Annotated in this window: 18 protein-coding genes; 7 read left to right on the forward strand and 11 right to left on the reverse strand. The window is 31.6% G+C overall.

Going from position 1 to position 23,469, the window contains the following annotated elements:
• Positions 1-100 precede the first annotated feature (100 nt).
• Genes ACP15M_RS07635 through ACP15M_RS07645 form a run of 3 tightly spaced genes read left to right on the forward strand, consistent with a single transcriptional unit; the run spans position 101 to position 5,668 of the window.
• The gene (locus ACP15M_RS07635; protein WP_425076597.1) at positions 101-2,497 is read left to right on the forward strand and encodes a two-component regulator propeller domain-containing protein; all 2,397 of its coding nucleotides are present in this window, start codon (positions 101-103) and stop codon (positions 2,495-2,497) included.
• Positions 2,498-2,515: 18 nt separating this feature from the next.
• Complete coding sequence (gene recO / locus ACP15M_RS07640) at positions 2,516-3,235, forward strand: DNA repair protein RecO (protein WP_425076598.1); 720 nt, start codon at positions 2,516-2,518, stop codon at positions 3,233-3,235.
• 18 nt (positions 3,236-3,253) lie between these two features.
• The gene (locus ACP15M_RS07645; protein ID WP_425076599.1) at positions 3,254-5,668 is read left to right on the forward strand and encodes a TonB-dependent receptor; all 2,415 of its coding nucleotides are present in this window, start codon (positions 3,254-3,256) and stop codon (positions 5,666-5,668) included.
• A gap of 60 nt (positions 5,669-5,728) precedes the next feature.
• Here the strand turns inward: ACP15M_RS07645 and ACP15M_RS07650 are convergent, their stop codons facing one another.
• The gene (locus ACP15M_RS07650; protein ID WP_425076600.1) at positions 5,729-10,381 is read right to left on the reverse strand and encodes a lamin tail domain-containing protein; all 4,653 of its coding nucleotides are present in this window, start codon (positions 10,379-10,381) and stop codon (positions 5,729-5,731) included.
• 115 nt (positions 10,382-10,496) lie between these two features.
• On the opposite strand from ACP15M_RS07650, the gene ACP15M_RS07655 reads away from it, so the two are divergent.
• Positions 10,497-10,970, forward strand: a complete 474-nt coding sequence (locus ACP15M_RS07655) for a regulatory protein RecX (RefSeq protein WP_425076601.1) — start codon at positions 10,497-10,499, stop codon at positions 10,968-10,970.
• A gap of 47 nt (positions 10,971-11,017) precedes the next feature.
• On the opposite strand, the gene ACP15M_RS07660 is transcribed toward ACP15M_RS07655, so the two are convergent.
• The 9 genes from ACP15M_RS07660 to ACP15M_RS07700 form a co-directional block, all read right to left on the reverse strand.
• Positions 11,018-11,509 (reverse strand): DUF6646 family protein, encoded by a 492-nt coding sequence (locus ACP15M_RS07660; RefSeq protein ID WP_425076602.1) that lies wholly within the window; start codon positions 11,507-11,509, stop codon positions 11,018-11,020.
• Between the two features lie 61 nt (positions 11,510-11,570).
• Entirely contained in the window at positions 11,571-12,434 is an 864-nt protein-coding gene (locus tag ACP15M_RS07665) for a cupin-like domain-containing protein (RefSeq protein WP_425076603.1), read from the reverse strand.
• A 112-nt stretch (positions 12,435-12,546) separates the two neighbouring features.
• Complete coding sequence (bioB, locus tag ACP15M_RS07670; protein WP_425076604.1) at positions 12,547-13,641, reverse strand: biotin synthase BioB; 1,095 nt, start codon at positions 13,639-13,641, stop codon at positions 12,547-12,549.
• A 73-nt stretch (positions 13,642-13,714) separates the two neighbouring features.
• The gene (locus tag ACP15M_RS07675; protein ID WP_425076605.1) at positions 13,715-14,863 is read right to left on the reverse strand and encodes a beta-ketoacyl synthase N-terminal-like domain-containing protein; all 1,149 of its coding nucleotides are present in this window, start codon (positions 14,861-14,863) and stop codon (positions 13,715-13,717) included.
• Between the two features lie 80 nt (positions 14,864-14,943).
• Positions 14,944-17,721 (reverse strand): hypothetical protein, encoded by a 2,778-nt coding sequence (locus ACP15M_RS07680; RefSeq protein ID WP_425076606.1) that lies wholly within the window; start codon positions 17,719-17,721, stop codon positions 14,944-14,946.
• A gap of 4 nt (positions 17,722-17,725) precedes the next feature.
• Positions 17,726-18,514, reverse strand: a complete 789-nt coding sequence (locus ACP15M_RS07685) for a hypothetical protein (protein WP_425076607.1) — start codon at positions 18,512-18,514, stop codon at positions 17,726-17,728.
• A gap of 147 nt (positions 18,515-18,661) precedes the next feature.
• Complete coding sequence (gene bioA, locus ACP15M_RS07690; protein WP_425076608.1) at positions 18,662-19,927, reverse strand: adenosylmethionine--8-amino-7-oxononanoate transaminase; 1,266 nt, start codon at positions 19,925-19,927, stop codon at positions 18,662-18,664.
• Positions 19,924-20,532 (reverse strand): dethiobiotin synthase, encoded by a 609-nt coding sequence (bioD, locus tag ACP15M_RS07695; protein WP_425076609.1) that lies wholly within the window; start codon positions 20,530-20,532, stop codon positions 19,924-19,926. Before bioD ends, bioA begins: the two co-directional genes overlap by 4 nt.
• A 63-nt stretch (positions 20,533-20,595) precedes the next feature.
• Positions 20,596-21,744, reverse strand: coding sequence for an aminotransferase class I/II-fold pyridoxal phosphate-dependent enzyme (locus ACP15M_RS07700; RefSeq protein ID WP_425076610.1), 1,149 nt, complete (start codon positions 21,742-21,744; stop codon positions 20,596-20,598).
• 132 nt (positions 21,745-21,876) lie between these two features.
• Between ACP15M_RS07700 and ACP15M_RS07705 the strand changes: the two genes are divergently transcribed.
• The 3 genes from ACP15M_RS07705 to ACP15M_RS07715 are packed head-to-tail and all read left to right on the forward strand — an operon-like array spanning position 21,877 to position 23,094.
• Positions 21,877-22,398: a DUF2975 domain-containing protein gene (locus tag ACP15M_RS07705; RefSeq protein WP_425076611.1), complete on the forward strand. Its 522-nt coding sequence runs from the start codon at positions 21,877-21,879 to the stop codon at positions 22,396-22,398.
• Between the two features lie 2 nt (positions 22,399-22,400).
• Complete coding sequence (locus ACP15M_RS07710; protein WP_425076612.1) at positions 22,401-22,880, forward strand: DUF2975 domain-containing protein; 480 nt, start codon at positions 22,401-22,403, stop codon at positions 22,878-22,880.
• 4 nt (positions 22,881-22,884) lie between these two features.
• A complete protein-coding gene (locus ACP15M_RS07715; protein ID WP_425076613.1) occupies positions 22,885-23,094 on the forward strand; it encodes a helix-turn-helix domain-containing protein in 210 nt (69 codons plus the stop codon).
• Positions 23,095-23,182: 88 nt separating this feature from the next.
• On the opposite strand, the gene ACP15M_RS07720 is transcribed toward ACP15M_RS07715, so the two are convergent.
• A complete protein-coding gene (locus ACP15M_RS07720) occupies positions 23,183-23,458 on the reverse strand; it encodes a F0F1 ATP synthase subunit epsilon (RefSeq protein WP_425076614.1) in 276 nt (91 codons plus the stop codon).
• Positions 23,459-23,469: the final 11 nt, after the last annotated feature.

Genomic DNA, 23,469 nt, shown 5'->3' on the forward strand with positions numbered 1-23,469 from the left:
GGCTACTAAATAACATGTCTTAATTTAAATCAAAAACCGAATATACAATAAAATATGTTATTTTTGGTTGATAGTAAAGTCATAACAAAACACTTTTTTAATGAACCATATCAGGCTATTAATCGTTGTTATTTTTTTAATAATTACTAAGCCAATATTTGGACAAGACTTTTCCAATTTATGGAAAGGACATTTTTCTTATTTAAATATAGTTGATATTTCTTCAACTGAGGATGTATTGTATGCAGCTTCAGAGAATGCAGTTTTCACATACGATTATCATACAAACGAAATTGAAATAATTAGCACAATTGAAGGACTGTCTGGCGGAGTTATTTCTAGAATACATTACAGCGAAGCAAACGAACTATTGGTTGTTGGTTATACAACTGGGCTTATAGATATCGTATTTGATGATAATGAGGTGCTTACTGTTATCGATATTTTGAATAAAGTAACCATTCCACCAGACAAGAAAAACATTAACAGTTTTAATGAGCATAATGGGTTGCTTTATATTTCTACCGATTATGGAATATCGGTTTATGACTTAGAACGATTAGAGTTTGGAGATTCTTATTTTATTGGTTCGGGAGGTACACAAATAAGAGTTACACAAACTACAGTTTATGAAAATTTTATTTATGCTGCATGTAGAGATTTAAATGGTATAAAAAGAGCCGATTTATCAAATTCTAATTTAATCGATTTTAGTCAATGGGAAACTGTTAGAGGAGGTAATTTTGTTGGAGTTAATGCTATCGAAGATCACATTTATGCTGTTGGTTTTAATAGGCAAGTTTATGATGTGTTAAATGCACCATTTAATTCACTGTTTACGTTTCCATTAGTACCAGTAGATTATCGAAAAGTAGGCTCAAATTTAGTTGTTACAACTAAGGATGAATACTATGTTTTCGATAACGAGTTTAATTTAGTCTCTTCAATCGTTAACACAGATGAACTTGGTGTAAATTTTACAGCAGGAACGATTAACAATCAAGATCAAGTTTTTATTGCTACAGAAGGAATAATAAATGAAGGGAAGCCAGGACGTGGTGTATTGAAAATAATAGATAATAATATTCTTAACTTCGAAGAAGTTCATCCAGATGGACCATTAAGTAATAACGTGTTTTCAATTGAAACACCTGAAAATGAAATTTGGGCTGTTTTTGGCGGCTATTCAAGAACGTTTAATTTTAGTGGAGGAATAAAAAGAGTTGGAGTTAGTCATTTTAAAGACGATGAATGGAATAACGTCAATTTCGATGATATTGCATCTGTTATTAATGACCCATTCTTTTTGTCTGATATCGCTGTCAACCCATTTAATCCAAACCAGGTGTTTATAAGCTCTTATTGGTCAGGAATAATAGAGTTTAATAACGATGTACCCACTACACTTTACAATCAAGATAATAGTTCTATAACTCCTTATTCAGGCAACTCTATTTTAACAACAGTAGTAGAGTTTGATCAAAATGGCGCGCTTTGGGCTATGAATTGCCGTACTGTAGAGCCGTTAAACAAGTTTGAAAATGGACAATGGACGTCTTATGATTTTACATCAATAATACCTGTGCCTCCAGTAGATTCTAATTTAGGGTTTTCTTCCTTAGTTATTGATAATCAAAACACTAAATTTACGGGTACATTTTCTTTCGGACTTATTGGGTTTAATGAAAATGGAGGAGAACAAATAGATTTTGCTTCAGGTGAAGCAGATAATTTTCCGTCTCCTTTTGTTAAGGCTTTAACTATAGATAATAACGGTCAACTTTGGATTGGAACCGAAAAAGGACTAAGAATTTTATTTAATCCAGCTAACTTTTTTACGGATCATGAAGTCAATAATATTGTAATTTTAGAGGAAGGAATACCAAAAGAATTGCTTTTTAATCAACTCGTCACGACCATTGCTGTAGATGGTTCAAATAACAAGTGGGTTGGTACTGCAGATTCAGGATTGTTTTACTTTTCACCAGATGGACAAGAAACGATTTTTCATTTTACTAAAGACAACTCTCCATTGCCAACTAATAATATTAACGAAGTATCTATAGATGATGCTACAGGTCGAGTTTATATTGCTACATCTAGCGGATTGCTTTCCTTTTTGTCTGGCGGAACTAAACCAGAAGAAACTTTAGACGATGCGTTTGTATATCCTAATCCTGTTAGACCAGAATATAATATTCTTGGATCTAATAATTTAAATGATATTAATAATGGAGTTAAGATATCTAATTTAACAGAGAATGTAAATATTAAAATAACTGATATTGAAGGTAATTTAGTTGCTGAAGCACAATCTAAAGTAAATCAAAGATCATCTAAAGCCAATTATAATTTTGCAATAGATGGAGGAACTGCAATTTGGAATGGGAAAAACTTAGCAAACAATGTTGTGGCTACAGGAGTATATCTTATTTTTATTTCAGATTTAGATTCTCCTGAAGAAACCAAAGTTTTAAAGCTTCTTATTGTAAGATAAAATCTTTATATATCAACGATGCTCAATAAAAATAAAGCTATTGTTATTTCTAAAGTAAGGTATCGTGATAATGACTTAATAGTCACTTGTTTTACGAAACAAAAAGGATTGATTTCGTACGTTATACCTGGAGCATTAAAACAAAAAAATGGAAAGTCTAAAGCCGTATACTTTCAGTTATTGTCTCAACTTCAAATTGAAGAAAATTTTAAAGCTAATAGAACGCTTCAGTATATTAAAGAAGTAAAAACAGATTATATATATAGAAGTCTTCATTCTAACGTGTATAAGAGTTCAATTGTGATGTTTTTGGCTGAAATCTTATCTACAGTTTTAAAGGAAGAAGAACAAAATCTTCAACTTTATGAGTATTTAGAAACCACTTTGAAATGGTTAGACCTTCAAGACCAATTTTCAAATTTTCATCTACTATTTTTACTAAATATTACGCAATATCTCGGATTTTATCCTGATGATTCTACTATTTCTGCTCCATATTTTAACCTTTCTAATGGATTGTTCGAAACTCAAAAAACGAATTTATATTCAGTTTCTGGCGAAAATTTAGTCTTGCTAAAACAATTGTTAGGCACAAATTTTGATGCCTTAAAAAACATAAAGATTAGCTCAAAACAAAGACAATCATTTTTAACCATGTTATTGTTATATTTTGAATTACATTTGGGCAGTTTTAAAAAACCACAATCTCTACAAGTATTTAACCAAGTATTCAATTAGATATATTTTTTACTTTTTATGAAGTTAATTAAGGCAATAGTTATTTGTTTATGTTTTGTTTTTAATGTCAAGGCTCAAGATATTAAAGTTCTTGACCAAGAGACTCAAATACCAGTAGCTGGAGTTGCTATTTATAATTTAAAAAAAGATAAATCTGTTATTACAGATATTGATGGTAAAGCTTCTCTAGACCAATTTGATGTTAATGAAACCATTTACTTTCAAAGTATACTTTATGTAAAATATTCCACAAAAAAGCACGAGATAATCAATAACAAAAATGTGGTTTTTTTAAAACCTAATGTTGAAGGTTTAGATCAGGTTGTGGTTTCGGCATCAAAATTTGAGCAAAGCAAACGAGATATTCCTCAAACAATAGTCAATGTTAGTTCGGCAGAGATTCAATTTGCTAATCCTCAAACTAGTGCAGATTTATTAGAAGCTACTGGAAATGTCTATATTCAAAAAAGTCAGCTTGGAGGTGGAAGTCCAATGATTAGAGGGTTTTCTACCAATAGACTTTTAATTACTGTTGATGGTGTTAGAATGAATAATGCCATATTTAGAAGCGGAAATCTTCAAAATGTAATTTCAATAGATCCATTTACAATTCAAAATACTGAAATTACCTTAGGAGCAGGCTCAGTTGTTTATGGTAGTGATGCCATTGGAGGCGTCATGAGTTTTTATACTCAAAAGCCACAACTATCATATAAAGATTCATTGTATTTTAATGCTAATGCAGTTACGCGATATGCAACTGCTAACAAAGAAAAAACAGGACATTTAGATTTTAATTTCGGATTAAAAAAATGGGCTTTTTTAAGTAGTATTAGTTACACCGATTTTGACAATCTAAGAATGGGAAAACATGGTCCTAACGATTATTTAAGGCCAGAATATGTAGAGCGAATTGATGGAGAAGATGTAATTGTGAGCAATAGTAATCCTAGACTACAAGTACCAACAGGTTATGACCAAGTAAATTTTTTACAGAAAGTTAAATATGAACCCAAAGAGAACTTAAGTTTTGATTTAGGATTGTATTATACAAGTACATCATCATATCCAAGATATGATAGATTAATTAGATATAGAGGAGATGAGTTGCGTTCTGCTGAATGGGATTATGGGCCTCAACGCTGGTTTATGGGTAATTTTCAAGTCACAAAACTAAGTAGTAGTTCTAATTTGTATGATAAAATTCAAGCGACATTAGCTTACCAAAATTTTCAAGAAAGCAGATTTGATCGTAATTTCCAATCAGATTTAAGAAGCGTTCGAGAAGAAGCTGTAAACGCCTATTCTTTAAATGTAGATTTTGAAAAGCAATTGGGTAAAAACAGTGAGCTGTTTTATGGTTTAGAATATGTTTATAACAAAGTGAAGTCAAAAGGGTTTACTGAGAACATTGTTACAGATGAATCTACATTAGCAGTTTCAAGATATCCTAATAATTCCGATTGGCAATCTATGGCTGCTTATGCTAGTTTTAAGTATAAACCTAATCCTAAATTTGTTTTTCAATCGGGTTTGCGATATAATTATGTGATTGCTCATGCTGATTTTACAGAGAACAACGCATTTTTAAATCTTCCTTTTGATAATACAAAAATTGATACTGGAGCCTTAACAGGTACAGCTGGAATTAGTTGGATTCCAAGCAAAATGATTCAATGGAAGTTAAATGCATCAACAGCATTTAGAGCGCCAAACATTGATGATATTGGTAAGGTTTTTGATTCTGAACCAGGTTCAGTTGTGGTGCCAAATGAAAACCTAGAAGCAGAGTATGCTTATGGTGTAGAATTAGGGCTTAAGCTTAATTTTAGTGATGTCTGTATTGTTGATTTGACTACATATTACACCTTTTTAGATAATGCTTTAATACGTGGTGACTATAAAATCAATGGAGATTCTCAAATCGAATATGATGGAGAGTTAAGCAATGTTCAAGCCATTCAAAATGCATCTAAAGAACGTATTTATGGGTTTGAAGCTGGAATACGATTTAATATTTCTAAAAATGTTAGATTTAATTCTCAATACAATGTCATTGGTGGTACTCAAGAAGATAGTGGAGTAGAGCTTCCTATAAGACATGTTGCTCCTAATTTTGGGAATACGCATCTTGTCTTGAATTTTGATAAGTTAGAAATAGATGCTTTTGCTGAATATAATAACGAATTATCTTTTGATCAATTAGCACCTTCAGAACAATCTAAAGATTATATCTATGCACTAGATGCTAATGGTAATCCGTATTCACCTTCATGGTATACTTTAAATTTGAGAACACAATATCAATTAACTGATGCTGTGTCAATTACTGCAGCTTTAGAAAACATAACAGACCAAAGGTATTTAACGTATTCTTCTGGAATTGCTTCACCTGGTAGAAACTTTATAGCGTCTTTAAAATATAGTTTGTAATAAAAAAAGACCTCATATAAATACTTGAGGCCTTTTCTTTAGTTTAGAATTAAACTGATATTAGTTTTGTTTTACGGCTCGTTTAATAATCGTTTGTCCGTTAGATAAACCAACCTTTGCAATATAAGCTGATTGGCTTAAATTATGTAATTCAAATGTTTCAGTTGAATGATGTCCTTTAAGCTTGTATAATGTTCGTCCTAAAAGGTCAATAATTTCAATCGTGTCGATTGTTAAATTCTGTTTGTCAACTGAAAATTTCACAGTTCCATTTTGTAATTCTACAATAGATAACTGGTTAGAATCAATTTCGTCATCATTAATAGATAAAGCTTCTGTTTGATACACAATTTCAAAACGATTGTTAAAACTCCCATCTTCTGTTGTAAATGTATAATTAGAAGTTGTTAAATCATGTATGGTGTTCAACAGATTGTCTTTAAGGTATACAGTTACAGTATTTAAAATTCCTTCAGTTCTATATAACGATATAGTTAATTCTCCTAAAATGCTAGAGTCATAACCTAAAGGAATTCGATCTTCTATGGTAAAAGGAGGTCGTCCTTGAATACCATATTTATTGTGGACGGTTTCGTCTTTAGAATAAAAATCTATATAATTAGATCCTTCAAAACGAATGCCATCATAAAGTCTATCTTTTCCTAAAGTTCCATCATCCATATAACCAACTAATATTTGACTAAATGCACCATCGCTATTGGTCAAATTAAGCCACATTCTATCTTTTTCATTAGCCAGTGAATTTGACTGCGAATTTCTAAAAAAGTCATTATTGTTATAGGTGATGTCACGCATATTGTTGGTAAACTCGATAGTGCCAGCAGAAATGGCATCAATAAAAAAGCCTTGTCCAGAAGCAATATAACCAGTAGGAACATTACTTGTTACTGTACCAGTAGAAGCTGTTCCAATACCTCCAACGCTATTATACATAGCATAATCGTTAGAATTAAAATTGTAAGCATCAGGTCCAGGATTAGAAATGGAAATGTCGTCTTCGTGAGTCCATAAATACACAGTACCACTTAAATTCGTATTATGAGCTATAAAGTCATCTACAAAAATTGCTGAAGGATAAGGATTACCTAAAAGATTCCAGTCGTCATTGGTATCGGCACCATTTGCGCTTAAGGCTACGCCAACAGAAATAATACCATTGTTCAATAAGCCGCTAAACGTTATAGAGCGTTGATGCACACCTGTACCATTGGTCATTGCAGCATAACCAATACCTTGGTTCATAACCGAATAATTATGAGTCCACGCATCTTGATTATCATCAAATCCATCTGCACCAGGACTTCCATTAGAGTCTTGTACATCTGAAAATTGTGATGTATTGAAACTAAAAATTCTACCTGGACGAAATCCATTTAAAACCGTTTGAGCAGTAGTTCCTGAACTTGAGTAATCTATAGGAGAAGACCAATACGTATAATCATAGGTCTCCATATCTGTAGTGGTTTTATGAACATTTGTTGTACCATTATTAATCACTGTACCAGAATTGTCAATCATTACCAAAGATCCTTCAGTTTCAATATCTAAAGTTCCATCTATAGTTAAATCGGTATCTATTTCAACATAATACCCATTTCTAATATTTAAAGTGTTACCAGTATTAATAGAGAGACTACAAGAACTAAAACTACCTTGAGTTGCAGTATCGTAATTAAAATCTATAGTTGTAATTGTATTAATATCAGGAGCACCATTACTCCAAGTGCCAGGAGACTCCCAAATTGTAGCACGTGTAGTAACTCTCACAGCTTGACTTGCAGTAAAACAAGTATTTAGGTTTTCTCTAACTTGACAATAATATTGATAGTTATAAAGACCAACAGTATTTGAAATGTTAAGTGTAGCATTATTAACTCCACTATAAGTAGCATTATTAGATAATGGAGACCAACCATCAATACCTGGAACAGAAACAAACCATTGGTAAGCTAAAGGTAAACCTCCTGAAAATCCTTCGTTTGCAACAACTGTAAAAGTAGCACTTGTATCACATGAAGAAGGCATAGCGTCAGGCTCGTCAGTAATTATTGGAGGTGTTCCAGTAGAAAAATCATAGTTGCCAATATCACCATAATTAATAGGTGTATAGGGATCCCAATCATTTATCATATCATCGGCTGGTTGAGGTCCATTCCAACCATCGGTTCTTGGCACAGTAATGCCTATGTTTTTTCGTCTATAAGTATAGCCACTAGAGGCAGCAGTAAATACTGTTCCAGTAAGGTCGCCCCAAACATCAATCCAGGTTTCCGTTGAGCCATCATCAGTGTAAAGTCTAATGTTGTCATTGTTGTTTATACCACTTATTGAAAAGAATTCATCTGCGGTAAATCCTCCTTCAGGATCTGTTGCATCAGAGCCACCAATGCCAATGACATAGGTTGAGTTATGAGGCATTGTTACTGAAGCATCTAAATCGGCTATGTCGCCACCAGCATTATTGGAACCGTTATTGTGAATTCTAATTTCATAATCAGCTAGATTAACAGGAGCTCCAGTTCCATTAAAAATTTCTATGTATGTATGAGAACCAGAAGGTGCATCAGTAACTTCAGATATGAATAAATCGCTAGGAGATAAACCTGAGGTTCCTTGACATGAACTAATAACATTGTCAATTACAGTAAAGTTATCTGTAGTTTGGCATCCTATGTTATTAGTCACAACTATAGCACCAGAGATAGAGTTGTCTGGAATTGTAATTTCAATTTCTGTGGCCGAAATAGGTGTGTGTGTTATTGGTGAGCCAGCAAACTCAACAAATGTAGAACCATCTAAGTCACTACCAGAAATAGTAACTACTGTATTGTCTGGACCACTTAGTGGAGTTACTGTATTGGTTGCTGTATTACAAATACCAATACCAAGAATATCATAAGTGTATATGTTTTCAGCATCTGGATCATTACTTGTAATTCTAACTGTAGCATTATGGTTTCCTGCAAACGTAGGTGTAAATGTAATATCAAAAACTTCTATATTGGTCGATGTGCTAATGTCTTCAATTGTAATAGGTAGGCTTGACGGTAGTGTTATTGAAAAGTTTCCAGCATGAGTACCAATAATTTCAACATTTGTTACTATTAAATTTGCTGTTCCAATATTCTGTATTCTAAAAGAGTTGGTTTCAGTATTCATTGGAGCTCCAACAATAAGATTAGAATCATCAAATATAGTTTCATCAAAATTACTTGGAGTCGTATCTCCATCAGGAATATTAGGGAATGTGTTAATATCGCCTTCAACATTAATATCTGGTTCTAAAGATGAACATTGTGAAATCAAACTATTAATTCCAGGACTACCTCCATCGATAACATGTTGCCAATTTGTATCTGAATCTGAGTTGTCAAGAGAATCATCGGTAACATGAATAGAACTACCTCCACCATCACCAGCTGGACCTAAATCGTCATTATAATTTACAATATCAACTGTAGTTGAATTGTCTGAAGCAATTAATTCAATATCCCAACCAGGTAAAGGAGGACTGTTAGAAAGAGTATTCGTTCCGCTTCCATTAGAATAATCTGGAGTAAAAGGACAACCAGGATTAAACGTGGCATCACCACTATCTCCTAACGCAATCGTGATACAATCTCCAGCGGCAATTATAGAACCAGTTGAGGGGAAAGTAAATTCATTTGTTCCATTAACTTCAATAGAGTAATCGTTTAAAATCTGATCAATTGCTGTGGTGTTACAAATTTCAATCCATTCATCATCTGTACCTGGAGAGTTATACATAATTTCAGTAATAATGACATCTGCTATTACAGGAGTTTCATCATCTGCAATTGTAAGAATGTGTTGCGTGTTTCCTCCTAAGATACTTGCGTTTCCACCTGTTGGATTGGATAAATTTAAGATAACAGTTTCATCTCCTTCATAGATAAGGTCATCATTAGAGATAAAAACAGTGATGCATTGATTAGCCCCATTATTTGATGGAAAAGTTAATGTTTGTGGAAAAGAAATAGCCATGGGTGTACCTGCACCATCATCATAATCGGTTCCATTAATTGCAGTACTAGATGGATCTAATGTGAGATCAACAGTAGTAGCAATTGGATCAGGGTTTACTATAGACACGCATACATCTATAAAAAGACCGTCTTCATCAAGTGTTGAAGAGGTTGAAACAAATTCTACTTGTGTTGCAGTTGGAGATGGACCTGCCGTCCAAGAAACATCATCTAAAACTAGTTGTCTAGAACCTACAGATCTAAATTCAATAGAAACTGCACCTATTTCATTTACAGTAACCGTTCTCGTATAAACCGTAGCCATTGCCGCAAGAGTATAAGAATCATATAGGCTACCATTTACATATACCTCTATGCTTCTATTTGAGGCATTGCCACCAGTAAAATAAGACCTAACACTATAGGTGAGATCACCAACACCATTAGCGTCGCTTGTAGCAGTTACATTTCTAGTTCCTGCAGAAGTAGATCCAAAACCAAGAGATCTTCCAGTAATATTGTAATTTGCATCAACTCTTCTAGAACCATCATAAACCCAAGTTATACCATTATCACCAGTGTATGAGCCATTAACATATGTTGCGGTAGAGGCATTGAAATTAGAAAAAGATTCAGAACCTTGACCATAAGAAAAGAATATACCACACAAAAAAGTGATTATGATTAAAGCATAATTTTTATTCATAGGGAAAATCAAAATTAATTGCCATAAAAGCAAGCTTACAAATTTATGCAAAAATAGTTATAAATGAGCGGTTTAAGGTGTTACTTTTATTAACAAAATGTTATATTTTTGTCTTGTGATTTCAAAGAAAACCTATACAGTTGATGAGGCAAAAAACCGATTAGAACGTTATTGTGCTTATCAAGAGCGTTGCCATAAAGAGGTATCTCAAAAATTATATGAAATGAGAATGATTCCTGAAGCTCGTGACCTTATTATTGTGCATTTGCTTCAACATAATTTTTTAAATGAAGAGCGTTATGCCAAAGCTTTTGTACGCGGAAAATTCAGAATAAAAAAATGGGGAAAACAGAGGTTGCAGTTAGAATTAAAGCGAAAAGATATTAACAAAACGATTATTGCATTAGCTTTAAAAGAAATTGACGCCGAAGATTATTTGAATACATTTAATGAATTGGCTAAAAAAAAGCTGGAAGCTATTAGTGAGAGCAATTCTCAAAAAAGAAGAAAAAAACTAGCTGATTATCTCTTTTACAGAGGTTGGGAAAGTCAATTAGTTTATGATAAAATACGAGAACTAATTCCATAAAAAAGCACCTTTAATTTAAAGGTGCTTTTTTATGATGCGATAACAACTTATAAACTAAAAGTTGCTCCAATATTTAATGTGAATTGGTTGTGAATATAGTAACTTACTTTAGATTTATCATTGCTGTATTTTGCTAAAGGAAAGTTAGCTTCAGTAAAAACTCCAAACCCATCAGAAAAGAAGTATCGTGCTCCAACATGACCACCAAAGTTTTTTAAACTAAGGTTTAAACCAGGATACACATCTAAATTATCATTAATGTTAATCACATTTCCTATGTTAGCATTAAATCTTGCTTCTAAGTCAAAACGATCACCAAAATCGGCATCTAACCTACTGTCAATACCTAATGCATAAGTAGAAGACACACCAACAGAGATGTTTTCTCCTAAGCCATAATCATAACTCACATTAAGACCAGTTGCCTCATCTTGAAAGTTTGATGCAACTTGAAATTTTTGATCTCCTTTACCTTTAAATACTTGTGCATTTATCAAAGAAACAGACGTTAATGCGATAATAAAAAATATTTTTTTCATGTTTTTTGTCTAAAATTTAAGATTGCAAATATATATAAGTTTTTAATACTTAAAAGCTTTGTTATAAACTCTTATTGGTACGTATAATTGCTTGCTTATTTTTCCAGTTAATCCACCTCTGACCTCTTATTAGCCTCATTACATTATCAAGATGACGTAATATAAGGACATTGTAAATTGCTTTTCCTAAATGTATTGGATTTCTCGCTATAGCTCTTAAACTCATTGAAAACCCAGGAGATAAATATTTCATGTAATGCCAATAGCCTTCAGGTATGTATAGTGCTTCACCATGATTTAATTGGCATTGCCATCCTTTTGCTTTTTTTAGTGCTGGCCATTGCTTTAAATCTGGGTTTGAAAAATCAATATCTTCTCTAGTGATTAAAGAATATGGAATTTTATATAGGTAATTGTTTTGTTTTTGATCAAATAAGATGCATTGTTTTTTACCTTCAAAATGAAAATGAAAGATGTTGGCTAAGTCTATATCATAATGCATAAAGGTATGTGAGTCTCTACCGCCAAAAAACAGCATAGGCAAGCGCTTCATTAACTTTAAACCAAAATCTGGATACCTAAAATCATGTTGTAACTGTGGAATTTCTTTTAAGATATTCCACAGAAAAATTCGGTATTTAGTTGGCTTTGTTTTAAGCAAATTTATATAATCACTCATTTTCATTTCGGCATGAGGATCATTAAACCCATCTTTGTAATCTACAGGTCTATCATCGTATAAAGGAACTGTTTTGTCGCCAGCAATAGTTTTTATATATTCTAAACTCCACTTGTTATAGGCAGGCCAATCTTCAATACAATGCTCGATAACCACAGGTTTTTGTGGTTTTAAATAGGTTGATATAAATTCCTCTTTGGTGATATGTTTTACACGAGGAATGTCTTGAAGATTTAGTGTTGACATTAGTAAACAGAAATACTCAAAGTTAAAAAAACGTTAGCAAACGAAATAAATTGTATTTATATGCAGTCTTACATTTCTGAAAGATTTACCAAATACCCAATAAAGAAAATAATTACTTTAAGATTTTAGCTTTTTGCTTAGCCTCTTCGTTTCGTTGAATAGTATGTTCTGGTCTTGACCATCTTGGTTTTTCTCCTAAAGGTTGAAATTTAGAATCTTTAGCTTCAACCGATTCTGGTTGCATTTTTTTTATGAAAGGTTTTTGTGGATTTAAACCTAATAACTTAAAAAGCTCCATATCTTCATTTACATCAGGATTAGGAGTAGTTAAAAGTTTGTCACCAGCAAAAATTGAGTTTGCTCCAGCAAAGAAACACATCGCTTGACCTTCTTTTGTCATTTCGGTTCGACCAGCACTCAATCGTACTTGAGTTTCTGGCATGACAATTCTTGTAGTTGCTACCATGCGTACCATATCCCAAATTGAAACAGGTTTTTGATCTTCTAAAGGTGTGCCTTCAACTGCTACTAAAGCATTAATAGGAACAGATTCTGGTTGCGGATTTAAAGTTGATAAAGCTACAAGCATTCCAGCTCTGTCTTCCTCATGTTCACCCATACCAATAATACCACCAGAACAAACAGTTACGTTTGTTTTTCTAACATTATCTATGGTTTGTAAACGGTCTTCATAACCACGAGTAGAAATAACCTCTTTATAGTACTCTTCGGAAGAATCTAAGTTGTGGTTATAAGCATACAAACCAGCTTCGGCTAAGCGTTGTGCTTGATTTTCGGTAATCATACCTAAAGTACAGCAGACTTCCATATCTAGTTTGTTAATGGTACGAACCATTTCTAAAACTTGATCAAACTCTTCACCATCTTTTACATTTCGCCAAGCTGCTCCCATACAAACACGAGAACTTCCTGAAGATTTAGCTCTTAAAGCCTGAGCTTTAACTTGTTGAACAGACATGAGGTCATTACCTTCAATATCAGTATGGTATCTCGCTGCTTGAGGACAATAGCCACAGTCTTCTGGGCAACCACCAGTTTTTATTGATAGTAAGGTAGATACTTGAACTGTATTTGGATCGTGATGCTTGCGATGAATTGTTGCAGCATCATAAAGCAGTTCCATTAAAGGTTTGTTATATATCTCTAGAATTTCTTCTTTGGTCCAATTGTGTCTTGTTTCGCTCATGGGTCAAAAATAAAGTTTTAAATATATAAATTACAACAACTAGATTGTAATTATGAATTGTTTTTTAACAATTTTATTTTGATAGTAGTATGCTCACTGCATTTCCTCCAAATCCAACGGCATTTACCAAAATATTATCTATTTTTTTAAGGTGTTTTGTATCTAAATATGGTACAGGAATCAATTCTTGATGCTGTAACATTAATATAGCCATTTCAATGCTTAGTATGCCTGAAGCACCAAGGCTATGACCAATTTTCCATTTGTTGTTAGTGAGTGCTGGAATGTCTTTTTCAAAAACAGTATGAATAGCATTTATTTCAGCTTGATCACCTTTAATCGTTCCAGGTGTATGCGTAATAATAACATCTACATCTTTTGGATTTAAATTACCAAGAGCCATTGACATCGAACGTTGAAAACAAAGCGCATTTGTAGATAAAGAGGCATTGTGTTCTAAAGTTTCGGTAGCATAACCATAACCAATTATTTTTGCAATAGCATTGTTTTGTTTTCCAGATTCTAAGCAAACCATAGCAGCTCCTTCACCCAGAATCATTGTGTTTTGAGTTTTATTGAGGTTTAGGGCTTGGCAAGGATGAGGTTCTTTGCTACGCTCTGAATGACAATAAATTTTCAAGGCTTGCATTTGTGCAATTGTAAACGCTGTTAAAGGTGCTTCGCTACCACCAACTAGAAATTTGTGACACATCCCAGAATTAATCCAAGCGATTCCATTTAACATGGCATGTAATGCTGTTGAACAGGTTATTGAATGTGAAATTTCTGGACCTTTGGTTTGTAAGTCATGTGCTACCCAAGAGGAGATATTACCAAGTGTTGTAGTTGGAGATGTTAGAATTTCGGTTTTGTTATTTTGAATAAAGTGTTTGTGATAGTCTTCAAACAACTTTGTTGCACCTCTTGAAGAACCAATATTAATTCCGAAATTATCTGAAGCGTTCCAATTAGCATTTTTAATGGCTTGCCTAGAAGTGTATATTGCAAATATAACCGAATCGTCTAGTGCTTTGTATTTAGGATTAGATTGTCTTAGGTTTTCAATTTCTATTTTAGCTTCTGAAGCTATTTTAGCAACCCAGTTATTATCGTTTTTAGAAAAAAAGTGGTGTTCGTTTTTATAATTGTTCCAAATGTCTTCAGGTGTTTTTCCTAAAGGCGAAATGGATGACATGGCTGTTATGGAAATGGGTTGCTTCAACAATTGAATATTATTTTGCACAAAAATAGACTATTGTTGAAAAAAGATAAAAAAAGCTGGTTTTTAAATTTAGCTTTTTTTCAAAACTTTAAATAAAGTAAGTAACCGACTTGTACCTCACTATAACCATTAGTTTCCCAAGTTGATGTATTTGTATATCGATATCTAAAGAAAAATTTATTATCACTATCAGCTGATGGTCTAAAAAAACCTGAGAACTCATACCTATGAAGCCAATGTTTATCTAGTGAGCGTTGTTCAACAAAGCCTTTTTTAGAGTCTGTGACAAAAAACTTATCATTATTAGGCGCAATAGTTTTGAAAGGTCTAAATCTTAAATAACCACCAAAGCGCTCGTCTGGTCTTATCCAAAACATAATATCTGGATATACTCTAATAATATTTAAAGTCTTCTCGAATTCTCTAGTTGGAGTTGTTGAAGTATCAGTTTCCGATGTTGAAACTACATCGTCAACTACCATTACACGTCCATAATGTGCACCAATATTAAGTTCTAAGCGTGTTTTTACCAATGGAAAATCAAACGATGCAATATTTAGGTCTACACCAACAGAAATGTTTTCGTGTTTGATTAAATCTAAATAAGTCACAAAATTATCAGTTACTATTTCATTATTTATAAATTTAGTATCTTTCTTAACTTGTAAAACTCTATCATCTTCGTTAATTTTTTGCCAAGAAAAATTGAAATTAGCATAATTAATAAAACCGAAATTGGAACTCCTTCCAAGACCAAGATTGTGGCGTTTTGTCCAAATAGGGACTTGTTTGTCAATTTCAACTTGAAGCAATCCGTTTTCGGCTTCTTCTTGAAATCCATTAAAATCTGTGAATACCTTTGCGCTTAAAATTTTAGATGAAGTTTCTTTTTTTAATTCAATTTCGAAATTTTTATTTATGTCATGAAGAGGCAAACTTACAACTTGATCTTTTGGGCTAAAATCTAAACGATCATTTTGATGTCTTTGCACATATAAACTTAATACATCACTTAAACGCATAGAAAAAGTTTTCTCATAGCCATTTAAAGAATATAGATAGTAGCTAGAAAGATCTGCATAGTCAGTTTTTGAGCTAAACCCAATTGGATACTCATTTTCAAATTTCAACTCTTTTTCAGCGAAACCATTTTGAATTATTTTTACTGACTCTTCTTCATAAAAAGCATTAAACATTTCTTCAAGACTTAAATAACCATTTGTTAGCTTATTTAAAATATCTTTAGAATTTTGTTGTTGTTTGTTATTAATGTCATTTTTTGAAGTTAATAAATGTTTTCTAATAATAGTTACATCTAATTTAGGAGTACTAATGTTTCCTACGACAGTAATATGTTCTATAAAGCCATCATTTATATCTATTTCTATATCTGAGGCATTAAACTTCCAAAGTGGTAAGTTTATTATTGTGTTTCTATGTTGAGAAATTAATTCATCAATAGTATTTTGTATAATAGTTATCTTTCTGCTTTTATCTTTAATTTGTGGGTTGAGAAGTTCAATTTTGGACTTTGAAGATTTTATTTCTAATTTCAGTTTGTTTTTTGAAGTCTCTAATTCATTTATAAGATTAACAATACCTTGAGGTTCATTTTCTTTAACATTTTTTATTTTCTCTAGTTGTGAATTAAGAGATGTATTCTCATTATTTAAATTTTTGATGATTTCTTCCAATATATTGATATAGTTTGCTAATAATTTACCATTTTCATCTTGTTTTTGCTCCTCGTCTGTATTTTCTTTGTCTTGATTAATTGGGTTTTGTTCAAGTATCTTGTATTTATCAAGCTGTGTTTGATTTTTTTTAATTTTAATGTCATTTTCTTTAATCAAAGCGACGATTTTCTGTTTTGATTCATGATTTTTTTTAATCTTATCATTTATATTTGATGCGTTTTTTAATGCATTTTCTTTTTCTTTTAAAGAGGTTTCTAATTTTTTTATGTTATTTTTTTCTATATTAATTTCTTCTTTGATTTTGTTTAATTCATTGCGTTGTTTGACAAATTCTTCTTTTAGATTGTAGTATTCAAAAAATAAATTTTCATCAAATAACTTTTCAATTTTATAATTGTTGTAAATTTCTTTTAATTTTTCAGTAGCATGGTGTTTGAAAACTACTCTAGCATCATGTCTTTTTTCATTGTTTCTAGTATTTTGATTAAAATCCGTGAAATATTTATTAAAATTATCATTTGCAAGAACATGATCCATAAATGCGTCAGGAGCTAAGCCTTTGTATTTTTTTTCTGTTTTATCTAATTTTAAAATTTCATCTCTAAGAAATTTGGCTTGTTTTTTAAAATAAACCTCAGTATCAAAACCTTCTATTGTTTTTTTAGTGATGGAAATTTCATTTAGTTTATATTTTAGTAAACCTGCTACAGGTTCTGTGTCATATTCAAAAGCAGTAGAGATTAATGCATTAAAAAATTGATAAATATTTCTGATATCTTGAACAGCAATTTTTCTTTTTGTTAGTTGTTCCTTTTGGTTCTCATCAATTTTTTCATTAATAGGTTTTAATAAGTTTTGAGTTAAATTAAAACCTGAGTTCTCATCAATGCTTAAGATAGCTTCAACTAAATTTTTTCTAAATGAAACTTCAGAAAAAGGAAAAACTTCAAATTGAATTTCTCCTTTATCATTTGTAATCATTTCATTTTTAGCATTTTTTAATTTGAAAGTAACATGGTTTGAAGCCTTTGCAGTAGCATATATAAATATGGTTTCAGTGACACCATCTTTTGAAACAGAAAAGTTATAGGGCTGTATTTGTTTTTGTGCTTGTAAACCAAACACAGCGAATAAAAAAATAATTGATAATTTTAATTTCATGACCTTAGTTTTGCTTGGTTAGATTAAATTTTAGAAGACGTGTTTCAGTATTATCAGTAAATAATACACTCCCTATAAAGTTGTTTTCGTTTAGTTGAAATGGTTCTTCAGCGATATTGGTTAGTTGAGAGAAAACGCTTTGATTTATATTTAGTATAGACCCAGAGATAAGATTTTCTGAATTAAAATTACCTTTTAAACTTACTATGCTTTGTTCATCTATATTTTGTATGAAAAAATAAAACTTACCTTGATAATCTATAATACCGATGCAAGTAATACTACTTAAAAATATATGTTGAGAGTTATCATCGAGAGCAGGTGAGAAGATGTTAAGTTCACCACTGTAATAACCATTTAAAGTATGATTTGATTCTGTACTTCCAAAATTTAAAATAGCTGCAATGAGATTGTTTTCTGCAAATAAGTTATTAGAAGCTTCTAAATAAATTGAATCAGAAAAAGTATTTATCAAAATTTCATTAAAACTACCATGTTTTACAAAAGAAATATTATTGAAATTCTGATTCATATCTTTAAATGCAAATACTGCATATTCTCCAGAAAAATCAATTTCACTTATGTTCTTTAAAGTAAGTGTGTTATTGTAGGGACTTAAAGATTGTCGGTTTTGAGATAACTGAGAAAAGTTAAAACTAATCTTGTTTGGAATACTAAAAGAGTAAGTTTTTGGGATTAGTTCAGGTTCTTCATAATTGTCTTTTTGACATGATGTGTAAAATGCGACAAATAAGAATAATATAAATGTAGCACAGCAGTATTTCTTACTCATAATTGGTTGGTTTAGAGTTAGTAAAAAATCTATATGTGCATGCCGTTAATACGGAATGCTGTCAACAAAATTGTATTAACTTTTAATAGGGAGTACAATAAATATACAAAAAAATAAGATATAAGCGTAATTTACTGTAAATCAATTTTATAATTGCTCTAAAGCAGCCTCAATCACTTGATATATTTTTTGGAGCTGTACTTCTGAAATCACATAAGGTGCTTGAATATAAATGGTATTGCCTAATGGTCTTAAAAACACGCCATTGTTCATAAAAAATCGAAAGAGTTTATCGCGTAAGTTGCCATAACGCTCCATTTTAATGTTTAAATCTAAAGCGAAAATAATTCCCGTTTGACGCACTGATGCTACTTTTTGATGTTGCTGTATATGAGTTGCAAACTGCTGATGCGAAGCAATAATACGTTTTATGTTGTTTTGAATATCATTAGATGTTAATAACTCTATGCTAGCTAAAGCTGCTGTGCAAGCCAAAGGATTTGCAGAGTAGGTGTGACCATGAAATAAGCCTTTACTCATATCGTCACTGTAAAACGCATCGTAAATTTCTTGTGTGCAACTTGTAATTGCCATTGGTAGTAAACCTCCAGTAAGCGCTTTACTTAGACAAATGATATCTGGCTTTGTCTCTATATAATCTGAAGCAAAATAACGTCCTGTTTTACCAAAGCCAGTCATCACTTCATCAGCAATAGTGATGATGTTATTGGTTTTACAGAAATCTAAAATGGAATTTAAACCATTAGCATCATGCATTTTCATAGCAGCAGCACCTTGAACCAAAGGTTCGTAAACAAAACCTGCAATATTATGTTTTGATGTTAAGGTTTTTAACCCATTTAAGATAGCATCATGATTATCACCATTAGGAGTTGGTATTCGGATAACGTTTAAAGAAAAATCTTTAAAAGGACCATTATAAACTGAAAGTCCGGAAACACTCATAGCTCCAAACGTATCACCATGAAAACCATTTTCGAATGCTATTAACGTGTTGCGTTTTTCGCCACGATTAAAATGGTATTGTAGTGCCATTTTAATTCCAATCTCTACAGATGTGGAGCCATTATCACTAAAAAAGAGTTTTTCTTGATTGTTAGGAAGTATCTTTATTAAAGTTTCAGAGAGTTTTACAGCAGGTTCATGAGTAAAACCACTAAACACAACTTGATCTAGTTTTTGCATTTGCTCAGAAACTTTTTTGGTGATGTATGAATTGCAATGTCCATACATACAGGTATACCAAGAGGCAATAGCATCGATATATTCATTACCATCTTCGTCGGTTAGAAGACAACCTTTAGCTTTGGTAATAGCAATGGTTTCAGGATGTAATTTATGCTGCGTAAGTGGATGCCAAATGTGTTGTTTGTCACGTTCGTTTAATTTCATAGGTAGCTTTTAAATTTTTCAGCATAGTCTTTCACCACATTTTTATCAAAATAAGGTTCTTCTTCAATTCTGCCAATGGTTTTAACCTTAGTCATTTGTTTTATGATATCCTCAGTGGTTTTGTGTTCATTGCCACTAAAAATTACTGAGGTGTCAAATCCTTTCTCTTGCAACAGATTTAAGGTTAATAGTGTATGATTTATACTGCCTAAATAATGTCGGGAAACCACAATAATTTTATAAGTTGGTTTGATAAGGTCTAAAATAGTGTGTTTGTGATTTATGGGAACCAATAATCCACCAGCACCTTCAATCACTAAATGATTTTTTGTTTTGGGAGGTTTTATGTGCTTGGGTTCAATAGAAATACCATCAATATCTGCAGCAGCATGAGGACTCATTGGTGTTTGTAATGCAAAGCTGTTGCTGTGAAATTTTGAAACTTTATTTGAAATTAATTGCTGTACTTTTTTAGTATCACAATGTTGTAAATCGCCTGCTTGAATTGGTTTCCAGTAATCGGCTTCAAGAGCTTCGGTGATTATAGCTGAAGCTATAGTTTTTCCTACATCAGTTCCTATTCCTGTAATGAAATATGTGTTCATTTAAAATGATTATTGTCTTTAAAAGTTGTCACATTGAAAACGTGTTATTTTTTACGCTTCAATTTATAGAGCAAAGGTAGTGAGTAAGTGTAAGACTTCCGAGATTTCTTTTTCAGTATTAAATGAATGGATACAGAAACGCAAACGCTCTTTTCCTTTAGGAACCGTTGGAGACAGAATGGCTTTTACATCAAATCCGTTATGTTGAAGCTCTTGAGCAATGTGTTTGGCTTTCTTGTTTCCTGAAACCACACAGCAATGTATAGCCGAATTACTTTCAATAAAATGATGTTGAAGTTTGAGTCGCGCTATTTCGGTTTTAAAAAATGTAATGTTGTGACGAAGTTTTTTTAGTTGAAATTCTTGAGTATTAAGTGCATTGTATGCAGATTGAATAGTTGCTAAATTGTGAGGCGGAAGTGCAGTTGTATAGATAAATGGTCTTGAGAAATTAACTAGATATTCTTTTAGATCTTGATGACATAAAATAGCTGCACCATGAGTTCCCAAGGCTTTGCCGAAGGTTATAATTCTTGCAAAAACTGAAGCTTCTAAATTAAGTTTAGAAATTAATCCTTTTCCGCAGTTACCAAAAACACCAATAGCATGTGCTTCGTCAACAATAAGATGTGCATTGTATGTTTTAGTTAATCGTGATAGTTCTTCTAAATTAGGAAAATCGCCATCCATAGAGAATACAGATTCTGTAACGATGTATATGTTAGATTCTTTTGCTAAGACCTCTCGACTGCGCTCGAGGTGACATTCTAAATCCTCTAAATCATTATGATTAAACTTGTAGGCTTTAGCATTGCTCATTTTGATTCCATCTCTAATTGATGCATGACAAAGCTCATCAAACACAATAATATCATTGCGTTGCGGTACAGAAGAGAAAAAGCCTAAGTTGGCATTATAACCAGAATTAAATATTAATGCAGTTTCCGAATTGTGAAAAGTACTTATTTGCTGTTCTACAACGTTATAAAGTTTATGATTACCAGTAAGTAAACGAGAGCCAGTCGATCCGTTTTCTAGTAGTTTATGCTCTGTTACGTATAAATGTGTTTCTTTAAAAATGGCTTCAGATTTAGAAAATCCTAAATAATCATTAGAAGAAAAATCTATCAAATGATTTAAGGTTCCTAACTGTCGGAAGGCATTTTCTTGTACGCGTTTATCTAGTTTATTTTGAAGGTTTTTTGGTAGCATTAATCAAAGATAGGAACACTATATAAGTATTCAAAACGAGATATGTAATCTTTAATATATTATTAATATTTGATAAGTAATTATTGTTTTTCGATAATTATTGTATATTTGTTATTGTTAAACGATAAAAATATGAAAGCAAAACGAATTTTTTATACAATGAATGTGGTTTCATGGATTGTATTTATTGGGTATTGTATTAAAGCAGGATCAATATTTTTTGTGTCCATCTTAAGTCTTTTTGGAAATAAGAATGTCACTGAAAATCTATATCTAGGAATCGATCTTTCAAGTTTATTTGAGTTTAGTACAACTCATTATACACTTTTAGTAATGTTACTTGTTATAATTGCCAGTTTAAAAGCTTATGTTTTTTATCTGCTTATTTCAATTTTTAAAATTATCAATTTTGATAAGCCCTTTAATTCTGTAATAGTGAATTTAATCTTTAAAATTAGTTACATAGCATTGAGTATAGGTTTGATTGGAATTTTTGCAAATTCATATGTAACATGGTTGAGGTTTAAAGTGTTTTTTACTCAAATAGGCATAGAGACTTCGGCTTATATATTTATGGCAGGTGTTGTTTTTGTTATTGCTACTTTATTTAAACGTGCTACCGAAATTCAGTCTGAAAATGAATTAACTATATAATTATGAAAAAAATTAAATTTTTAAATGTCTTTATAATTCTTCTGATTATAATATACATTGTACATTTTATTGGGAACGTTTATATTACTTTTTTTACAGATTTTCTCCAACCATCTGATAGTGATTTTTATAAGAATTTTATTTTCGGATATTATACACAATTTGTTGATTTAATATTTTCAATTATAACATTTATAGGTTTATTGTTTATAAAAAATGGTTTAAGTGTCATTATTAAAGAAGACATATTTAATTTTAAAAGTTCAATCAAATTTAAAACTGCTGGGAAGTTACTTTTACTTTCAGGGTTTTTAAGTCTAATTTTTAGTATGACGTTATTTTACAGTTCTCAAGAAATTACATTACTAGCAGAGATAGGACGAGATTTTTTATTGATGGTTATTGGATTTAGTTTGTATATCGTAGCAGATATTTTACAAAATGGAAGTTTATTAAGACAAGAAAACGAGTTAACAATATAAAATTATGTCTATAGTAGTTAATCTTGATGTGATGTTGGCCAAACGAAAAATGAAGAGCAATGAATTGGCTGAAATTGTTGGTATTACAACCGCAAACCTTTCGATATTAAAAACAGGAAAAGCTAAAGCCATTAGGTTTTCAACGTTGGAAGCTATTTGCAAGGCGTTAGATTGTCAACCTGCAGATATACTAGAGTATTTAAAAGACGAATAGTTGATTGATTAGATTGTAAGATAGAAAACAAAAAACGCCAAACAGATAAATTGTTTGGCGTTTTTTATTATTTAAATATAAAGTCTACTTAATCAGCAAGTACAATAACTTTATTGTCTTTCATTTCAATAGTACCAGAATTAATAGGCAACCAGAAACCTTTGTCAGTTTTGTTAAATTTAGCTTCAACATCTTCTTCTAAAGTGATGTTACCATTAATTTTAACATTACCTTCTTTTAAAATCGATACAATAGGAGCGTGATTGTTGAGCACTTCAAACTCGCCCATCAAACCAGGAACAGCAACACTTGTTACTTCTCCACTAAATAATGTAGCTTCAGGTGATACAATTTCTAAATACATAGTTTATTGCT

The organism is Psychroserpens sp. S379A, assembly GCF_049800755.1.
Taxonomy (GTDB): domain Bacteria; phylum Bacteroidota; class Bacteroidia; order Flavobacteriales; family Flavobacteriaceae; genus Psychroserpens.